Below are 18,777 nucleotides of genomic sequence, written 5' to 3'. Positions count from 1 at the left end.
CTGTTGTTCGCGATAAACAGCCTGTTGTTTTGCCGAGGAGTGTGCGTCCGGGCCGGGAAATGGCCATATCCACGGGCGACATGGCCGCATCGAATTCCGACGCGCCAACCCTTGTAGCGCGGGGCTGGTCGCGATGAGCACGCCGATGTCGCGGATGGGAATGTACGGCGCGGTGCGCTTGCGCATTATCGGAGCCATGAGAATGGCCGACAGTCGGCTGCTGGAGATGAACATGTCCGATACCTTCCTCAATCCGGTTACCACCCAGACCTGGGCCAATGGTCGCCACATCGTGCGCTGCGTCAAGGTCATCCAGGAAACCTGGGACGTGCGCACCTTCTGCTTCATGGCCGACCAGCCGATCATGTTCTTCTTCAAGCCCGGGCAGTTCGTCACCCTGGAGCTGGAGATCGAAGGCAAGCCTGTGATGCGTTCGTACACCATCTCCAGCTCGCCGTCGGTACCCTACAGCTTCTCCATCACCGTCAAGCGCGTGCCGGGCGGGCTGGTGTCCAACTTCCTCCACGACACCATGCACGAAGGCGCCGAACTGCCGGTGCACGGGCCGGTGGGGTTGTTCAACGCCATCGACTTCCCGGCGGGCAAGGTGCTGTACCTCTCGGGCGGCGTCGGCATCACCCCGGTGATGTCCATGGCCCGCTGGTTCTACGACACCAACGCCAATGTCGACATGGTGTTCGTGCACAGCGCCCGCTCGCCGAAGGACATCATCTACCACCGCGAGCTGGAGCAGATGGCCTCGCGCATCCCCAATTTCAGCCTGCACATCATCTGCGAGAAGCACGGGCTGGGTGAGCCCTGGGCCGGTTACCGCGGCTACCTGAACCAGCGGCTGATGGAACTGATCGCCCCGGACTACCTGGAACGTGTGATCTTCTGCTGCGGGCCGACGCCCTACATGAACGCGGTCAAGCGCATGCTCGAGGCGGTCGGCTTCGACATGAAGAATTATCACGAGGAATCGTTCGGTGCGACGCCGCCTGAGGCGAAGGCCGACGCGGTGGAGCATGCCGAAGCGGCTGCCGATGCGCCGGAAGTGGATGTGGCCGACCTCAACCTGGTGGAGTTCGTCGGTAGCGACAAGAGCATTCGGGTGGCCCCGGGCGAGACTGTGCATGCGGCAGCGGCCAAGGTCGGGTTGATGATTCCCAAGGCCTGCGGCATGGGGATCTGCGGCACCTGCAAGGTGCTCAAGCTCGGCGGTGAAGTGGAGATGGAGCACAACGGCGGGATCACTGAAGAGGATGAGGCCGAGGGCTACATCCTGTCGTGCTGCAGCGTGCCGAAAGGGGATGTGCGGATCGAGTATTGATCCGAGTGTGTAGGGGGCTGCTGCGCAGCCCATCGCGACACAAGGCCGCTCCCACAGGTACAGCGTAAGCTTTCAGGCAGCGCAGCACCTGTGGGAGCGGCCTTGCGAGGCGTCGGAACGGTCGGAAAGGGCCGCAAAGCGGCCCCAGCATTTTCAGGTACGGAAACGAGCCACCAGCCCGCTGAGGTCCACCGCCAGGCGCGACAGCTCGGCACTCGCTGCGCTGGTCTGGTGCGCCCCGGTGGCGCTCTGCACCGACAGGTCGTTGATGTTCACCAGGTTGCGGTCCACCTCACGGGCCACCTGGGCCTGCTCTTCCGCCGCACTGGCAATCACCAGGTTGCGTTCGTTGATCTGCGCCACCGCGCCGGCGATGGTGTCCAGCGCCAGGCCCGCGCCACGGGCGATGTTCAGGGTCGACTCGGCGCGCTCGGTGCTGGTGCGCATCGAGTCCACGGCCTGCTCGGTGCCGCCCTGGATGCTGCCGATCATCCGCTCGATCTCGCTGGTGGACTGCTGGGTGCGATGCGCCAGTGCGCGCACCTCGTCGGCGACCACGGCAAAACCACGACCGGCCTCGCCGGCGCGAGCGGCCTCGATGGCGGCGTTGAGCGCCAGCAGGTTGGTCTGGTCGGCCAGGCCGCGGATCACATCGAGCACCTTGCCGATATCGCGGGACTGCTCGGCCAGGTGGGTGATCAGCTTGGCGGTGGCCTGCACGTCGCCGCTCATGCGTTCGATGGCGCCCACGGTCTCCATCACCAGGTCGCGGCCATCGCCGGCCGAACGGCTGGCTTCGCTGGAGGCCTCGGAGGTGCTTACCGCGTTGCGCGCCACTTCCTCGACCGCGCTGGTCATCTCGGTGACGGCGGTGGCGGCCTGCTCGATCTCGTTGTTCTGCTGCTGCAGGCCACGGGCGCTTTCGTCGGTGACGCTGTTCAGCTCCTCGGCGGCGGAGGCCAGCTGGGTGGCGGAGCCGGCGATCAGCTGCAGGGTGTCACGCAGCTTGTCCTGCATCTTGGCCATGGCCTTGAGCAGCCGCGCCGCCTCGTCGGTGCCTTCGGCGTGAACGCTGTGGGTCAGGTCGCCCTCGGCGATCTGCTCGGCGGCCTGCAGCGCTTCGTCGATGGGCTTGACGATACTGCGGGTAAGCAGGAAGGCGAACAGCAGGGTCAGCACCGTGGCGGCCACCAGCAGGCTGATCACCAAGGCGAAGGCGCCGCTGTACTGGTCGGCGGCCTGGGCATTGGTGGCGCTGGTCTGGTCGGTGTTGATGCGCACCAGGGTGTCCATGATCTTGTTGATCTGTTCGGAGTTGTTCAGCAGGTCGCGGTTGAGCAGGTCGCGCAGGGCGTCCAGATCACCGGCCTGGCTCAGCGTGCGCATGCGCGCCTCGAGCTGGCGGTACTGGTTGAGCAGCAGGCCGTACTGGTCGAAGGCGTCCTTCTCGTCGGCGGCGGTCACCAGCGGCTCGTAGGCGCGGCGGGCCTTGTCGATCTGTGCGTTGCGCTCGTCCAGCAGGCGCAGGGTGTCCTGTTGGGTGGCCGGTTCGCGGTTGAGCAGCAGGCGGTAGGACAGGGTGCGCAGGCGCAGGTTGAGCGCGGTCAGTTCGTCGAGGGTCTTGATGCTGGGCACGCTGATCTCCTCGATGGTCACCCCGGCCTGGCGGATGTTGCCCATCTGGATCAGCGAGAACACGCCGAGGCCCAGCATAAGCAGGCCGATCACGGCGAACCCGAGCAGCGCGCGCGGCGCGATATTCATATTGCGTAAGGACATGGAGGCAGTTCCCAAGGCAGAAGAGGTGCCGCGATCCATGCGACGGAAGAAGACCTGCCTGCCTATCGGTCGTGACCGCCCAGTCTTGAGTCCGTCAGACAAGAAATGTGAGGCAGCTAACTATTTTCCTGACCAGCGGTTGATCCAGGCCGGAACAAGGGAGCCGATCCTGGGTCAACCTGAACCCGGCAAACACCTTTTGAATCCGATATTTAATGGCGGGGGCGGCAGTTTTTCCTTATCGTGTGCGCCCTTTGCAACAACCGAGATAGACGCATGTTGGAAACTTCCCTGAATCAACTCGAGCAACTGGTCAGCGACCTGATGCACAAGAACGCGCAACTGGCCGAGCAGAACGCCAGCCTCGGCCAGGAACTGGCCCAGGCCAAGGAAGAGAACGACAGCCTGCAGTTGTCGCTGATGGAGCAGGAAGAGAAGCACGGCGCCACCGCCGCGCGCATCCAGGCCCTGGTCGAGCGCGCCAGCGCGGGTGTCGTGAACGCATGAGACTGCAAGCGCAGCCGGTCAATGTCGTGTCGATCCTGGGCAACGACTATTCGCTGAAGGCTCCCGAGGGCCAGGAAGAAACCCTGAACCAAGCCGTGCGCATGCTCAATGTCGCCCTGGCCGAAACCAAGCGCAGCTACCCGACCTTGATCGGCGACAAGCTGCTGGTGCTGGCCGCCCTGAACCTGTGCTCCCGGCAGATCGAACTGCAGCGCGAGCACGACCGCACCCTCGAGCGCACCCAGGCGCAGATCGACGCCACGGTCGATGCCATCAGCAAGGCCGTCTCCGACGTCTGACTGACGCCATCGCGCGGCGACTGGTAGCAGGCTTGCCCCGCGACTAGGGCGGCCATTGTGTCGCGGATCACTGGAACAACTGGATACTTAAGTGTATACACTTCCCGAAAAACAATAATTATCGGGGAGTGGAACATGCGCATCTGGCGGCGGAGTATCCAGTGGCAACTGATCGCAAGCATGGGCGCCGCCCTGCTGGCGAGCATCCTGGTGGTGGTGGCGATCTATACGATGGCGCTCAACCGCCTGACCGAGCGCTACCTGGTGGACACGGCGTTGCCGGCCAGCGTCGAAGCCATTCGCAACGATATCGAGCGCATGCTCGGCCAGCCGCTGGTGGCGGCGGCGGACATTGCCGGCAACACGCTCCTTCGCGACTGGCTGGCCGCCGGTGAGGCCCCGGCCGAGCTGCCGCGCTTCATCGAATACCTGGAGGCGGCCAAGCAGCGCAACCACGCCTTCACCACTCTGTTCGCCTCGACTGTCACCGGCCACTACTACAACGAGAAGGGGCTGGACCGCACCCTCAGCCGCGCCAATCCCAAGGACAAGTGGTTCTACGGCTACATCGACAGTGGTGCCGAACGCTTCATCAATATCGATATCGACGGCTCCACTGGCGAGCTGGCGCTGTTCATCGACTATCGGGTCGAGAAGGACGGCCAGCTGGTCGGCGTGGCCGGCATGGGCCTGCGCATGACCGAGCTGTCGAAGCTGATCCACGACTTCAGTTTCGGCGAGCACGGCAAAGTGTTCCTGGTGCGCAATGACGGTTTGATCCAGGTCCATCCCGACCAGCAGTTCAGCGGCAAGCGCCAGCTTGCCGAGCAGCTGGACGTCGAGGCGGCCAAGGCCGTGCTGGTGGGCGGTGAAGGCCTGCGCAGCAGCCGTTTCCAGCGTGATGGCAAGGACTACCTGGCCCTGGGCCTGCCCCTGCGAGACCTGAACTGGACCCTGGTAGCCGAGGTGCCGGAAGCCGAGATCTACGCCCAGGCCCGCCAGGCCATCTGGCAGACCTGCCTGATCGGCGGAGGCGTGGCGCTGCTTTCGCTGTTGCTGGTGGTACTGTTGGCACGCGGGTTGGTCCGGCCCATTCGCCAGGTCACTGCCGCATTGGTGCAGATCGGCGGTGGTGCGGGAGACCTCAGCCATCGCCTGGACGACTCGCGCCAGGACGAACTGGGCGACCTGGCCCGTGGCTTCAACCGCTTCCTCGACAGCCAGCGCGACCTGATCGGCGAGGTGCTGCGTACGACCGAACGCCTGCACCGGTCGGTGGAGCAGGTGACCCTGGTGGTGGACAACACCGCCGAGCGCTCGGGCCGCCAGCAGGAAATGACCGAGATGGTCGCCACCGCCGTGCACGAGATGGGCCTGACCGTGCAGGACATCGCCCAGAATGCCGGCTCCGCCGCCCATGCCTCGCAGTCGGCGCGCGACGAGGCGCTGCAGGCGCGGGAGGTGGTGCGCCGTTCCATCCACAACATCGAAGGCATGTCCGGGGAGATCGGCCGCGCCGCCGAGGCGGTGACGCAGCTGGCCGACGAAGTCGCCTCGATTGACGAAGTGCTGGCGGTGATCCGCAGCATTTCCGAGCAGACCAACCTGCTGGCGCTCAACGCCGCCATCGAAGCGGCACGGGCCGGCGAGATGGGCCGGGGTTTCGCCGTGGTGGCCGATGAGGTGCGGACCTTGGCACGGCGGACCCAGGTATCCACCGACGAGGTGCAGCAGATGATCCACCGCCTCAAGCAGGGCGCGGGCACCGCCGTGGCGTCGATGCAGGCGGGGCAGCAGGCGACCGGCAACGGGGTCGAGTCGAGCCAGCGTACCGGCACCTCGCTCGGTGCGATCACCGATCAGGTCGAGCGCATCAGCGGCATGAACGAGCAGGTGGCCACCGCCACCGAGGAACAGTCGGCGGTGACCGAGGAGATCAACCGGACGGTACAGGGGATTTCCGACCTGGCGCGGCAGACGGCCAGCGAAGTGCAGGGGTGTCGCGACGAATGCCAGGCGTTGCGTGGGCTGGCCGATGACCTGGCGCGGCAGATGGGTGGGTTCCGCCTCTAGCTGATCGCGGGGCAAGCCCGCTCCCACAAGAGGCTTGGAATGCTCGTGGGAGCGGGCTTGCCCCGTGATGACGATATATCAGGCAGCAAAGATGGCGCGGATGTCCGCCGCCAGTTCACGCACCCGTGCTTCCTGGGTATCCCACGAGCACATGAACCGCGCCCCACCGCTGCCAATGAAGGTATAGAACCGCCACCCCTTGTTGCGCAGCACTTCCAGCGCATGCTCCGGCATCTGCAGGAACACGCCGTTGGCCTCCACCGGGAACATCAGCTCCACCTCCGGCAAATCGCTCACCAGCGATGCCAGCAGCTGCGCGCAGTGGTTGGCATGCTTGCCATGACGCATCCACGCGCCGTCTTCTAGCAGACCAACCCATGGCGCCGACAGGAAACGCATCTTCGATGCCAACTGCCCGGCCTGCTTGCAGCGGTAGTCGAAGTCCTCGGCCAGGGCGCGGTTGAAGAAAAGGATCGCCTCGCCCACCGCCATGCCGTTCTTGGTGCCGCCGAAGCACAGCACATCGACCCCGGCCTTCCAGGTCAGTTCGGCCGGCGAACAGCCGAGGAACGCGCAGGCATTGGTGAACCGTGCGCCGTCCATGTGCAGGTTCAGGCCCAGTTCCTTGCAGGTGGCGCTGATCGCCTTGAGCTCGTCGGGGCGATACACCGTGCCCACTTCGGTGGCCTGGGTGATGGTCACCACGCGGGGCTTGGGGTAGTGGATGTCCTGGCGCTTGAGGGCCACTTCGCGGATCGACTGGGGTGTCAGCTTGCCGTTGACGCTGGCGGCGGTCAGCAGCTTGGAGCCGTTGGAGAAGAACTCCGGCGCGCCGCATTCGTCGGTCTCGACGTGGGCGGTCTCGGAGCAGATCACGCTGTGGTAGCTCTGGCACAGCGAGGCCAGGGCCAGGGAGTTGGCGGCGGTACCGTTGAAGGCGAAGAACACCTCGCAGTCGGTCTCGAACAGCTTGCGGAAGTATTCCGAGGCGCGTTCGGTCCACTGGTCGTCGCCGTAGGCGCGTTCGTGGCCCTGGTTGGCCTTTTCCATCGCGGCCCAGGCTTCGGGGCAGATGCCGGAGTAGTTGTCGCTGGCGAATTGTTGGTTGTTGTCGATCATGACGCCTGTCCTTTTGTACGACGCAGGAACGCACTCTAAACCATCGATTTGGCGGTTGCCTATACAGGCTGTTTGAGCCGGATGCGGTCTCGTGGGAGCGGCGGCGCACCGCCGCTCCCACGCAACTTTCCTCAGCGCCTTGAACAATGTCGTAAACGCGCCATTGCAAGGCGCGCGCAGGCATCTGTGCCCCGGTGCCCGGTCATACCATCGCTGCAAAGGGTGGGAAAACCCTCACCAGACAAGAAACGATCGCTGCCGGGAGATACACGATGTTCAGCAAGCAAGACCAGATCCAGGGTTATGACGACGCACTGCTGGCGGCGATGAATGCCGAGGAACAGCGCCAGGAAGATCACATCGAGCTGATCGCCTCGGAGAACTACACCAGCAAGCGCGTGATGCAGGCCCAGGGCAGCGGCCTGACCAACAAGTACGCCGAGGGCTACCCGGGCAAGCGCTACTACGGCGGCTGCGAGCACGTCGACAAGGTCGAGGCGCTGGCCATCGAGCGCGCCAAGCAGCTGTTCGGCGCCGACTATGCCAACGTCCAGCCGCACTCCGGCTCCTCGGCCAACGGCGCCGTGTACCTCGCCCTGCTGCAAGCCGGCGATACCATCCTGGGCATGAGCCTGGCCCATGGCGGCCACCTGACCCACGGTGCCAAGGTGTCGTCCTCGGGCAAGCTGTACAACGCCGTGCAGTACGGCATCGACACCACCACCGGCCTGATCGACTACGACGAAGTCGAGCGCCTGGCCGTCGAGCACAAGCCGAATATGATCGTCGCCGGTTTCTCGGCCTACTCGAAGACCCTCGATTTCCCACGTTTCCGCCAGATCGCCGATAAAGTCGGCGCGCTGCTGTTCGTCGACATGGCCCACGTCGCTGGCCTGGTCGCCGCCGGCCTGTACCCGAACCCGATCCCCTTCGCCGATGTCGTCACCACCACCACCCACAAGACCCTGCGCGGCCCGCGTGGTGGCCTGATCCTGGCCAGGAGCAACGAAGAGATCGAGAAGAAGCTCAACGCCGCCGTGTTCCCCGGCGCCCAGGGTGGCCCGCTGATGCACGTGATCGCCGCCAAGGCGGTGTGCTTCAAGGAAGCGCTGGAGCCTGAGTTCAAGAGCTACCAGAAACAGGTCATCGAAAACGCCCAGGCCATGGCCCAGGTGTTCATCGACCGCGGCTACGACGTGGTCTCCGGCGGCACCGACAACCACCTGTTCCTGGTCAGCCTGATCCGCCAGGGCCTGACCGGCAAGGACGCCGACGCCGCCCTGGGCCGCGCCCATATCACCGTCAACAAGAACGCCGTGCCCAACGACCCGCAGTCGCCGTTCGTCACCTCGGGCCTGCGCATCGGCACCCCGGCCGTCACCACCCGCGGCTTCAAGGTCGCCCAGTGCGTGGCGCTGGCCGGCTGGATCTGCGATGTGCTGGACAACCTGGGCGACGCCGATGTCGAGGCCGATGTGGCCAAGAACGTCGCCGCCCTGTGCGCCGACTTCCCGGTCTACCGCTGAGTGGAGCAGAACACCATGCAACGTTATTCGGGCTTCGGCCTTTTCAAGCACTCTCTCAGCCACCACGAGAACTGGCAGCGCATGTGGCGCACGCCGACGCCGAAGAAGGTCTACGACGTGGTCATCGTCGGCGGTGGCGGCCATGGCCTGGCGACTGCCTACTACCTGGCCAAGGAACACGGCATCACCAACGTGGCGGTGGTCGAGAAGGGCTACCTGGGCGGCGGCAACACTGCCCGCAACACCACCATCGTGCGTTCCAACTACCTGTGGGACGAGTCGGCGCACCTGTATGAACACGCCATGAAACTGTGGGAGGGGCTTTCCCAGGACATCAACTACAACGTGATGTTCTCCCAGCGCGGCGTCTACAACCTGTGCCACACCCTGCAGGACATCCGCGACTCCGAGCGTCGGGTCAACGCCAACCGCCTCAATGGCGTGGACGGCGAGTTGATCCGCACCGAGCAGGTGGCGGCCGAGATCCCGTACCTGGACTGCTCGAAGAACACCCGCTATCCGATCCTCGGCGCCACCGTGCAACGGCGTGGCGGCGTGGCCCGCCACGATGCCGTGGCCTGGGGCTTCGCCCGTGCCGCCGACGCCCTGGGCGTGGACCTGATCCAGCAGACCGAGGTGATCGGCTTCCGTAAAGAGAATGGCGCCGTGATCGGTGTCGAAACCAACAAGGGCTTCATTGGCGCCAAGCGCGTCGGCGTGGTCACTGCGGGTAACTCTGGCCACATGGCCAAGCTGGCAGGCTTCCGCCTGCCGCTGGAATCCCACCCATTGCAGGCGTTGGTATCGGAGCCGATCAAGCCGATCATCGACAGCGTGATCATGTCCAACGCCGTGCACGGCTACATCAGCCAGTCCGACAAGGGCGACCTGGTGATCGGCGCCGGTATCGACGGCTGGGTCGGCTACGGCCAGCGCGGCTCGTACCCGATCATCGAGCACACCCTGCAGGCGATCGTCGAGATGTTCCCGATCCTCTCCCGGGTGCGCATGAACCGCCAGTGGGGCGGCATCGTCGACACCACCCCCGATGCCTGCCCGATCATCTCCAAGACCCCGGTGAAGAACATGTTCTTCAACTGCGGCTGGGGCACCGGCGGCTTCAAGGCCACCCCGGGTTCGGGCAACGTGTTCGCCGCGAGCCTGGCCAAGGGCGAGATGCACCCGCTGGCCGCGCCTTTCTCCATCGACCGTTTCTACAACGGCGCGCTGATCGACGAACACGGCGCCGCTGCCGTCGCCCACTGACCCGGAGACAACCGTCATGTTGCAAATCTTCTGTCCCCACTGCGGCGAGCTGCGCTCCGAGGAAGAATTCCACGCGTCGGGCCAGGCGCACATCGCCCGCCCGCTGGACCCCAACGCCTGCTCCGACGAGGAGTGGGGCACCTACATGTTCTTCCGCGACAACCCGCGCGGCATCCACCACGAACTGTGGGACCACGTCGCGGGCTGTCGCCAGTACTTCAACGTCACCCGCGACACCGTGACCTACGAAATCCTGGAAACCTACAAGATCGGCGAGAAGCCGCAGGTTACCGCCGCCTCGAAACAGAGCACCGCGCCAGCGACCGCCAAGGGCCAAGGGGAAAAAGTATGAGCCAGACCTATCGCCTCGCCAGCGGCGGCCGTATCGACCGCAGCAAGGTGCTGAACTTCAGCTTCAACGGCAAGACCTACCAGGGCTATGCCGGCGACACCCTGGCCGCCGCGCTGCTGGCCAACGGCGTCGACATCGTCGGGCGCAGCTTCAAGTACTCGCGCCCGCGCGGGATCATCGCCGCCGGCACCGAGGAGCCGAACGCGATCCTGCAGATCGGCTCCAGCGAAGCCACCCAGATCCCCAACGTGCGCGCCACCCAGCAGGCCCTGTATGCCGGCCTGGTGGCCACCAGCACCAACGGCTGGCCGAACGTCAACAACGACATGATGGGCATCATCGGCAAGGTCGGCGGCAACATGATGCCGCCCGGGTTCTACTACAAGACCTTCATGTACCCCAAGTCGTTCTGGATGACCTACGAGAAGTACATCCGCAAGGCGGCGGGCCTGGGCCGTGCGCCGCTGCAGAACGATCCGGACAGCTACGACTACATGAACCAGCACTGCGACGTGCTGATCGTCGGCGCCGGCCCTGCTGGCCTGGCCGCTGCGCTGGCTGCCGCGCGCAGCGGCGCCCGGGTGATCCTGGCGGACGAGCAGGAGGAGTTCGGCGGCACCTTGCTCGACAGCCGCGAAACCCTTGATGGCAAACCAGCCGTCGACTGGGTCAATGCCGTCGTTGCCGAGCTGGAGTCGCTGCCGGAAGTCACCCTGCTGCCACGCAGCACGGTCAACGGCTATCACGACCACAACTTCCTGACCATCCACGAGCGTCTGACCGACCACCTTGGCGATCGTGCGCCCATCGGCCAGGTACGCCAACGCGTGCACCGTGTGCGCGCCAACCGTGTGGTCCTGGCTGCCGGCGCCCATGAGCGCCCGCTGGTGTACGGCAACAACGACCTGCCGGGCAACATGCTGGCGGGTGCCGTGTCCACCTACGTGCGCCGCTATGGCGTGGCGCCGGGCCGCAAGCTGGTGCTGTCGACCAACAACGACCACGCCTACCGCTGTGCTTTGGACTGGCACGACGCGGGTCTGCAGGTGGTCGCCATTGCCGATGCCCGCCACAACCCACGCGGTTCGCTGGTCGAAGAGGCTCGCGCCAAAGGTATCCGTATCCTCACCTCCAGCGCCGTGATCGAGGCCAAGGGCAGCAAGCACGTCACTGGCGCCCGCGTGGCCGCCATCGATGTGCAGGCGCACAAGGTCACCAGCCCGGGTGAAACCCTCGAGTGCGACCTGATCGCGACTTCCGGCGGTTACAGCCCAGTGGTCCACCTGGCCTCGCACCTGGGCGGTCGCCCGGTCTGGCGTGAAGACATCCTCGGCTTCGTGCCGGGCGACGCACCGCAGAAGCGCGTGTGCGTCGGTGGCGTGAACGGCGTCTATGCCCTGGGCGATGTGATCGCTGACGGCTTCGAGGGCGGTGTTCGCGCCGCCACCGAAGCCGGCTTCAAGGCCAGCGTCGGCACCTTGCCGAAAACCCTGGCGCGCAAGGAAGAAGCCACCGTGGCGCTGTTCCAGGTGCCCCACGACAAGGGCACCGCCCGTGCGCCGAAGCAGTTCGTCGACCAGCAGAACGATGTCACCGCCGCCGCCATCGAGCTGGCCACCCGCGAAGGCTTCGAGTCGGTCGAGCACGTCAAGCGCTACACCGCCCTGGGCTTCGGCACCGACCAGGGCAAGCTGGGCAACATCAACGGCCTGGCCATCGCCGCCCGCTCGCTCGGGATCGGCATCCCGGAAATGGGCACCACCATGTTCCGCCCCAACTACACGCCGGTGACCTTCGGCGCGGTGGCGGGCCGGCACTGCGGCCACCTGTTCGAGCCGGTGCGCTTCACCGCCCTGCATGCCTGGCACATCAAGAACGGCGCCGAGTTCGAGGACGTCGGCCAGTGGAAGCGCCCGTGGTACTTCCCCAAGCCCGGCGAAGATATCCACACCGCCGTGGCCCGCGAATGCAAGGCCGTGCGTGACAGCGTCGGCCTGCTGGACGCCTCGACCCTGGGCAAGATCGACATCCAGGGCCCGGACGCGCGCGAATTCCTCAACCGCATCTACACCAACGCCTGGACCAAGCTCGACGTGGGCAAGGCCCGCTACGGCCTGATGTGCAAGGAAGACGGCATGGTCTTCGACGACGGCGTGACCGCCTGCGTCGGCGACAACCACTTCATCATGACCACCACCACCGGCGGCGCCGCCCGTGTGCTGCAGTGGCTGGAGCTGTACCACCAGACCGAATGGCCAGAGATGAAGGTGTACTTCACCTCGGTCACCGACCACTGGGCGACCATGACCCTGTCCGGCCCCAACAGCCGCAAGCTGCTGGCCGAGGTCAGCGACATCGACCTGGACAAGGAAGGCTTCCCGTTCATGAGCTGGAAGGAAGGCCTGGTTGGCGGCGTGCCGGCACGGGTGTTCCGCATCTCGTTCACCGGCGAGCTGTCGTACGAGATCAACGTCCAGGCCAACTACGCCATGGGCGTGCTGGAGCAGATCGTCGAGGCGGGCAAGAAGTACAACCTGACCCCGTACGGCACCGAGACCATGCACGTGCTGCGCGCCGAGAAGGGCTTCATCATCGTCGGCCAGGACACCGACGGCTCGATGACCCCGGACGACCTCAACATGAGCTGGTGCGTGGGCCGCAACAAGGCCTTCTCGTGGATCGGCCTGCGCGGCATGAACCGTGAAGACACCGTGCGAGAGAACCGCAAGCAGCTGGTTGGCCTGAAGCCCGTGGACCCGAACGTGTGGCTGCCGGAAGGCGCCCAGCTGGTGTTCGATCCCAAGCAGCCGATCCCGATGGACATGGTCGGCCACGTCACCTCCAGCTACGCGGCCAACTCCCTGGGCTATTCGTTCGCCATGGGCGTGGTCAAGGGCGGTCTCAAGCGCATGGGCGAGCGGGTGTATTCGCCCCAGGCCGACGGCAGCGTGATCGAGGCCGAGATCGTGTCTTCGGTGTTCTTCGATCCGAAGGGCGAGCGGCAGAACGTTTGATATCAGGATGACGCGATCTTTGTGGGAGCGGGCTGGCCCCGCGATGCGATGGTGGCCTTGATGCCGCTATCGCGGGGCAAGCCCGCTCCCACGAGGTCAGTGGTTCCTCGCACAAGAATTAAAGGCAGGTAAGAAATGAGCGCTATCAACGTCTTCCAGCAAAACCCAGGCAGCGATGCCAAGGCCCAGTCGCCGCTGCACCACGCCGACCTGGCCAGCCTGGTCGGCAAGGGTCGCAAGAACGCAGGCGTGACCCTGCGCGAGAAGAAACTCCTCGGCCACCTGACTATCCGTGGCAATGGCCATGACCAGGCCTTCGCCGGCGGCGTGCACAAGGCCCTGGGCCTGGAGCTGCCGGTGGCCCTGACCGTGGTCGCCAACAGCGAGATGTCGCTGCAATGGGTGGGCCCGGACGAGTGGCTGCTGATCGTCCCCGGCGGCCAGGAATTCGCCGTCGAGCAGAAGCTGCGCGACGCCCTCGACGGCCAGCACATCCAGGTGGTCAACGTCAGTGGCGGGCAGACCCTGCTCGAGTTGCGCGGCCCCCATGTGCGCGACGTGCTGATGAAATCCACCAGCTATGATGTACACCCGAACAACTTCCCGGTGGGCAAGGCCGTCGGCACCGTGTTCGCCAAGTCGCAACTGGTGATCCGGCGCACCGCCGAGGACACCTGGGAACTGGTGATCCGCCGCAGCTTCTCCGACTACTGGTGGCTGTGGCTGCAGGACGCGTCGGCCGAATACGGCCTGGCCATCGAAGCGTAAGGAGCATTACCCATGAGTCGGGCACCGGACACCTGGATTCTCACTGCCGACTGCCCGAGCATGCTCGGCACGGTCGATGTGGTGACGCGTCATCTCTACGAGCAGCGCTGCTACGTCACCGAGCACCATTCCTTCGATGACCGGCTGTCGGGGCGGTTCTTCATTCGCGTGGAGTTCCGCGCCCCCGATGGCTTCGATGAGGATGGTTTTCGCGCAGGCCTGGCCGAGCGCAGCGAAGCCTTTGGCATGGCGTTCGAGCTGACCGCGCCGAATCACCGCCCCAAGGTGGTGATCATGGTGTCCAAGGCCGACCACTGCCTTAACGACCTGCTGTACCGCCAGCGTATCGGCCAGCTCACGATGGACGTGGTCGCTGTAGTATCGAACCACCCCGACCTCGAACCGTTGGCCCACTGGCACAAGATCCCCTATTACCACTTCGCCCTCGACCCCAACGACAAGCCGGCGCAGGAACGCAAGGTGCTGCAGGTGATCGAGGAGAGCGGCGCCGAACTGGTGATCCTCGCCCGCTACATGCAGGTGCTGTCGCCGGAGCTGTGCCGGCGGCTGGATGGCTGGGCGATCAACATCCACCACTCGTTGCTGCCCGGGTTCAAGGGCGCCAAACCGTATCACCAGGCCTACAACAAGGGCGTGAAGATGGTTGGCGCCACGGCGCACTACATCAACAACGACCTGGACGAAGGGCCGATCATCGCCCAGGGCGTCGAGGTGGTTGACCATGCGCACTATCCCGAGGACCTGATCGCCAAGGGGCGCGATATCGAGTGCCTGACCCTGGCGCGGGCTGTGGGTTATCACATCGAACGGCGGGTGTTCCTCAACGCCAATCGGACTGTGGTGCTTTGACATTGGGGCTGCTTTGCAGCCCATCGCGACACAAGGCCGCTCCCACAGGTACAGCACAAGTCTCAGGTGTTGCGCTGGCCATGTAGGAGCGGCCTTGTGTCGCGAAAGGGCCGCAGAGCGGCCCCGGCTTTTGGCCTGCCGTGAACAGGTATCTGCCTGTCGCATCCAGTCACCGCCCCACCTCCCATCCAGCCCACAATTCCCCTCATTCCAGTAACACAGGCCGCCCACGGAAAGGCGGCGCTTTCCACCACCGCTGCATAAATACAAATCAAGCGAGGTAAGAAGCATGTCTGGTAACCGTGGAGTGGTGTATCTCGGCGCGGGCAAGGTCGAGGTGCAGAAGATCGACTACCCCAAGATGCAGGACCCGCGCGGCAAGAAGATCGAGCACGGTGTCATCCTCAAGGTGGTCTCCACCAACATCTGCGGCTCCGACCAGCACATGGTCCGCGGCCGCACCACCGCCCAGGTCGGCCTGGTCCTGGGTCATGAAATCACCGGTGAAATCGTCGAAATGGGCCGTGACGTCGAACGCCTGAAAATCGGCGACCTGGTGTCGGTACCCTTCAACGTCGCCTGCGGCCGCTGCCGCTCGTGCAAGGAGATGCACACCGGCGTCTGCCTCACCGTCAACCCGGCTCGCGCCGGAGGCGCCTACGGCTATGTCGACATGGGCGACTGGACCGGTGGCCAGGCCGAGTACGTGCTGGTGCCCTACGCCGACTTCAACCTGCTGAAACTGCCGGACCGCGACAAGGCCATGGAGAAGATCCGCGACCTTACCTGCCTGTCCGACATCCTCCCCACCGGTTACCACGGCGCCGTCACCGCCGGTGTCGGCCCGGGCAGCACCGTCTACGTCGCGGGCGCCGGCCCGGTCGGCCTGGCCGCCGCCGCGTCCGCCCGCCTGCTGGGCGCCGCCTGCGTAATCGTCGGCGACCTCAACCCGGCCCGCCTGGCCCATGCCAAGTCGCAAGGTTTCGAAGTGGTCGACCTGTCCAAGGACACTCCGCTGCACGAGCAGATCATCGATATCCTCGGTGAGCCGGAAGTGGATTGCGCTGTCGATGCCGTCGGCTTCGAGGCCCGTGGCCATGGCCATGAAGGCGCCAAGCACGAAGCCCCGGCCACCGTGCTCAACTCACTGATGCAGGTGACCCGCGTGGCCGGCAAGATCGGTATTCCGGGCCTGTACGTGACCGAGGATCCGGGCGCGGTGGATGCCGCCGCCAAGATCGGTGCCCTGAGCATCCGCTTCGGCCTGGGCTGGGCCAAGTCCCACAGCTTCCACACCGGGCAGACCCCGACCATGAAGTACAACCGCCAGTTGATGCAGGCGATCATGTGGGATCGCATCAACATCGCTGAAGTGGTGGGGGTGCAGGTGATCAGCCTGGATCAGGCGCCGGAGGGGTATGGGGAGTTTGATGCGGGGGTGCCGAAGAAGTTTGTGATTGATCCGCATAGGACGTTTAGTGCTGCTTAGTATATTAAACAACAACACCCCGTTCAGGGGTGTTGTTGTTTGTGTTGGATGCTAAATCTGGCGCGGGCATGTTTTATTGGTTGTATGTATTCATTCTCTGGATCTGCTGGCGTTCATGGTTGCCTGTGCTGTGAATATGTCGGAAATGATTGTTTTGATGTCTCTATTGGTTTCTTCTAGCTCGGCAAATGTTGATGCCTTGCTGTTACGTGCTATGTTGATTCTTCCCTGCTCTAGTTGCGACTCTACGTTTAATCTTAGGTGGATTTTCTGAATTGAGTCGCGATCTCTTGCGCCGCGTTTGGGTATCGGTAGTTGGGCTAAGGTGTTGGAGTTTTTGTCGATGGTTTGCTGAGATTTAAGTATGGTTTTTAGCTCGGGCTGTATCTTGGCTTTCAATGTGTTAGCGTATTTATTGAGCGTCTCGAGTATCGTTTGCGATTGAGCAATGCCTTCTGCAATTGTCTTCATAGACCCTGGAGGCGCCAGAACCATTTGCTGTTTCCCCCCGATTGGCATAGTTTTATACAGGACTCCATTGTGGGCTTTATATGTTGCGTTGATTTGTAGCAGTGGACGTTGAATGTGACCGCTTGGGTCTATGTTGTTGATTGGGTCGTTAGAGCAGTAAATATATGCGTTGATGCCACCACCGCTGAATGGGCTGAGGCTATCTGGTGAGTTGAAGCGCATTGCAGTTGGGTTGTATGCGCGATATCCGTTTCCTAGAAGGTAGGTGCAAGAAAGGTCAAGAAGCTGCGAGTTAAACCCTAGCAATGGTCTGCCATTTGCTCTGGGGGCGTCATAGCCGAAAGGTGTGTAAGTGTAATATATGTGACTAGATAACTCACGCAGAACAGAGCCTGGCCCATCTGTTATCAATAGATTGGTTGCCCTGCTGGCTTTGTGGTCCTGTGTCATAGGTCCTCCGATTGTGAGTTTGCTGATGCAGAACTTTGTGGGGAGGTTGGTGAGCCCGCAACTGGTAAAAATACTAGGTGTACGGAATATTCCTACTCGCTTACAGGTGATCTTCTGATAAAAACGTGTGGTCGAAGGAAATACCCTATGCAGTCTGTCGATTCACGTCTGATTGTCCGGGGAATTTTTGCCCACTAGGCTCTCTCGGTCGCTGTCGGTTCAGCGATCGGGTGTGGAAACCCGGATATGCATTCTGGAACGTGTCGTCATGGCGGCTGTGCGCGGGAGGCTTTGTGCCTACCGGGCTTTCCTGAATGCATCCGGGTTTCCACCCCGTGTACAGCTGCCACCCTTTTGTGTGGAAACGAATGGTGCAGCATCACTGCATTCAGGTGACTGCCATGAAAAAGATCGTCCCCGATCCACCCCACCAATTCGCCTTACCCCCCGACAAATCCCTCGCCCGCGCCATCCACGACGGTGTCGTGCCCATGGAGTACGTGCTGGCCAACGTCTCCCACTACCTGATGTTCGCCTTCAGCGACAGCCACCGGGCGCTTGACCGCATCGAGGACGAGGAGACGCGGCAGTTGCTCAAGCTTGGGCTAAGGGCCATGCAGATCGCCTGGGGACAGGCGGATGCGCTGGCCAGTGCGGTGGAAAACAGAGCTGGCCAGTAAATGTCCATCGCGGGGCAAGCCCGCTCCCACGAGGCCCTGTGCCAATCTGTGGGAGCGGGCTTGCCCGCGATAAGGCCCTTGCAATGAACACCGATGGCCGGCCCGGAACAAACCCCTGGTGCTCCAGTCCAACCCCTCGTTTCCCGGCCATTCCGGCCGACGAGGTCCCTTCCGATGAAAGCATTCACCCTGGCAACCCTGATGACCCTGGCCGCAAGCCCGGTGTTCGCCTTCAACCTCAGCGACGCGGCCAATGCCGTCTCGGCCATGCAGAACCCGAATCAACAGGGCCAGGTGCAGGCGCCGGCAGGCCAGGCCAACCTGCTCAACACCTTGGGCAGCGAGTTGAAGATCACCCCCGAGCAGGCCATCGGTGGTGCCGGGGCGATGCTGGGGCTGGCGCGCAACAACCTCAGCGGCGACGACTATGGGCAACTGACCAAGGCCGTACCCGGGCTGGACCTGCTGTCCGGTACCAATGCGTTGGGTGGGCTGAGCGGCCTGGGGCAGTTGCTCGGCAATGACAAGAACAGCTCGGCGCTGAGCCAAGCGCTGGGGGGCGAGGTGCAGAACCGTAGCGACCTGGACACCGCCTTCAAGGCGCTGGGCATGGACACCGGGATGATCGGGCAGTTTGCGCCGTTGATCCTGCAGTACCTGGGGCAGCAGGGGATTGCCGGGTCGTTGCTGCAGAATCTGGGGAGTTTGTGGAATACCCCGGCACCCTTGAGCCAGCCATCGGTCTGAGCACACCTGACATCGGCATTGAGCGGCGCAGGGA

General features: G+C 63.8%; 16 protein-coding genes and 2 pseudogenes. 14 read left to right on the top strand and 4 right to left on the bottom strand.

Annotation, left to right across the window (positions count from 1 at the left end):
* Positions 1 to 232 precede the first annotated feature (232 nt).
* Positions 233 to 1,333, top strand: a complete 1,101-nt coding sequence (gene gbcB / locus ACVWZ5_RS03970) for a glycine-betaine demethylase subunit GbcB (RefSeq protein WP_062575666.1) — start codon at positions 233 to 235, stop codon at positions 1,331 to 1,333.
* A gap of 153 nt (positions 1,334 to 1,486) precedes the next feature.
* On the opposite strand, the gene ACVWZ5_RS03965 is transcribed toward gbcB, so the two are convergent.
* Complete coding sequence (locus ACVWZ5_RS03965) at positions 1,487 to 2,350, bottom strand: methyl-accepting chemotaxis protein (protein WP_410175754.1); 864 nt, start codon at positions 2,348 to 2,350, stop codon at positions 1,487 to 1,489.
* Positions 2,342 to 3,097 (bottom strand): annotated as a pseudogene (locus ACVWZ5_RS03960) (MCP four helix bundle domain-containing protein); the annotation flags it as partial. The gene ACVWZ5_RS03965 and the pseudogene ACVWZ5_RS03960, both read right to left, overlap by 9 nt.
* Positions 3,098 to 3,388: 291 nt before the next feature.
* Between ACVWZ5_RS03960 and ACVWZ5_RS03955 the strand changes: the two are divergent.
* The 4 genes and pseudogenes from ACVWZ5_RS03955 to ACVWZ5_RS03940 all read left to right on the top strand — a co-directional run bounded on the left by ACVWZ5_RS03955 (position 3,389) and on the right by ACVWZ5_RS03940 (position 5,991).
* On the top strand, positions 3,389 to 3,619 hold the full coding sequence (locus tag ACVWZ5_RS03955; protein ID WP_028688440.1) for a hypothetical protein: 231 nt from the start codon (positions 3,389 to 3,391) through the stop codon (positions 3,617 to 3,619).
* Positions 3,616 to 3,918 carry a cell division protein ZapA gene (locus ACVWZ5_RS03950; protein WP_062572563.1) on the top strand — a complete coding sequence of 101 codons (303 nt, stop codon included), beginning with the start codon at positions 3,616 to 3,618 and terminating at the stop codon, positions 3,916 to 3,918. Before ACVWZ5_RS03955 ends, ACVWZ5_RS03950 begins: the two co-directional genes overlap by 4 nt.
* 135 nt (positions 3,919 to 4,053) lie before the next feature.
* Positions 4,054 to 5,130: pseudogene (locus ACVWZ5_RS03945) on the top strand (HAMP domain-containing protein); the annotation flags it as partial.
* A 123-nt stretch (positions 5,131 to 5,253) separates the two neighbouring features.
* The gene (locus tag ACVWZ5_RS03940; protein ID WP_410175753.1) at positions 5,254 to 5,991 is read left to right on the top strand and encodes a methyl-accepting chemotaxis protein; all 738 of its coding nucleotides are present in this window, start codon (positions 5,254 to 5,256) and stop codon (positions 5,989 to 5,991) included.
* 78 nt (positions 5,992 to 6,069) lie between these two features.
* On the opposite strand, the gene ACVWZ5_RS03935 is transcribed toward ACVWZ5_RS03940, so the two are convergent.
* Complete coding sequence (locus ACVWZ5_RS03935; protein WP_028688437.1) at positions 6,070 to 7,110, bottom strand: threonine aldolase family protein; 1,041 nt, start codon at positions 7,108 to 7,110, stop codon at positions 6,070 to 6,072.
* A gap of 272 nt (positions 7,111 to 7,382) precedes the next feature.
* Between ACVWZ5_RS03935 and ACVWZ5_RS03930 the strand changes: the two genes are divergently transcribed.
* The 7 genes from ACVWZ5_RS03930 to fdhA all read left to right on the top strand — a co-directional run bounded on the left by ACVWZ5_RS03930 (position 7,383) and on the right by fdhA (position 16,395).
* Complete coding sequence (locus tag ACVWZ5_RS03930) at positions 7,383 to 8,636, top strand: serine hydroxymethyltransferase (protein ID WP_457340423.1); 1,254 nt, start codon at positions 7,383 to 7,385, stop codon at positions 8,634 to 8,636.
* A 15-nt stretch (positions 8,637 to 8,651) separates the two neighbouring features.
* Entirely contained in the window at positions 8,652 to 9,902 is a 1,251-nt protein-coding gene (locus ACVWZ5_RS03925; RefSeq protein ID WP_011536148.1) for a sarcosine oxidase subunit beta family protein, read from the top strand.
* 16 nt (positions 9,903 to 9,918) lie between these two features.
* Positions 9,919 to 10,254: a sarcosine oxidase subunit delta gene (locus ACVWZ5_RS03920; protein ID WP_028688435.1), complete on the top strand. Its 336-nt coding sequence runs from the start codon at positions 9,919 to 9,921 to the stop codon at positions 10,252 to 10,254.
* The gene (locus ACVWZ5_RS03915) at positions 10,251 to 13,268 is read left to right on the top strand and encodes a sarcosine oxidase subunit alpha (RefSeq protein ID WP_062572566.1); all 3,018 of its coding nucleotides are present in this window, start codon (positions 10,251 to 10,253) and stop codon (positions 13,266 to 13,268) included. The genes ACVWZ5_RS03920 and ACVWZ5_RS03915 overlap by 4 nt, the downstream gene beginning before the upstream one ends.
* 135 nt (positions 13,269 to 13,403) lie before the next feature.
* Positions 13,404 to 14,036, top strand: a complete 633-nt coding sequence (locus tag ACVWZ5_RS03910; RefSeq protein ID WP_084942005.1) for a sarcosine oxidase subunit gamma — start codon at positions 13,404 to 13,406, stop codon at positions 14,034 to 14,036.
* 12 nt (positions 14,037 to 14,048) lie between these two features.
* Complete coding sequence (gene purU / locus ACVWZ5_RS03905; protein ID WP_062572568.1) at positions 14,049 to 14,906, top strand: formyltetrahydrofolate deformylase; 858 nt, start codon at positions 14,049 to 14,051, stop codon at positions 14,904 to 14,906.
* 289 nt (positions 14,907 to 15,195) lie between these two features.
* On the top strand, positions 15,196 to 16,395 hold the full coding sequence (gene fdhA / locus ACVWZ5_RS03900) for a formaldehyde dehydrogenase, glutathione-independent (protein WP_069015871.1): 1,200 nt from the start codon (positions 15,196 to 15,198) through the stop codon (positions 16,393 to 16,395).
* 90 nt (positions 16,396 to 16,485) lie between these two features.
* On the opposite strand, the gene ACVWZ5_RS03895 is transcribed toward fdhA, so the two are convergent.
* Entirely contained in the window at positions 16,486 to 17,316 is an 831-nt protein-coding gene (locus ACVWZ5_RS03895) for an RHS repeat-associated core domain-containing protein (RefSeq protein ID WP_186599680.1), read from the bottom strand.
* A gap of 401 nt (positions 17,317 to 17,717) precedes the next feature.
* Between ACVWZ5_RS03895 and ACVWZ5_RS03890 the strand changes: the two genes are divergently transcribed.
* Both ACVWZ5_RS03890 and ACVWZ5_RS03885 read left to right on the top strand, forming a co-directional pair.
* Positions 17,718 to 17,996: a hypothetical protein gene (locus ACVWZ5_RS03890; RefSeq protein ID WP_062572570.1), complete on the top strand. Its 279-nt coding sequence runs from the start codon at positions 17,718 to 17,720 to the stop codon at positions 17,994 to 17,996.
* Positions 17,997 to 18,170: 174 nt separating this feature from the next.
* Positions 18,171 to 18,743, top strand: a complete 573-nt coding sequence (locus tag ACVWZ5_RS03885; protein WP_062572571.1) for a DUF2780 domain-containing protein — start codon at positions 18,171 to 18,173, stop codon at positions 18,741 to 18,743.
* The last annotated feature ends 34 nt before the right edge of the window (positions 18,744 to 18,777 follow it).

Source organism: Pseudomonas sp. TE6283 (genome assembly GCF_054060555.1).
Note: the sequence above shows the minus strand (reverse complement) of the source record. Positions and strands in the feature narration are given on the sequence as shown.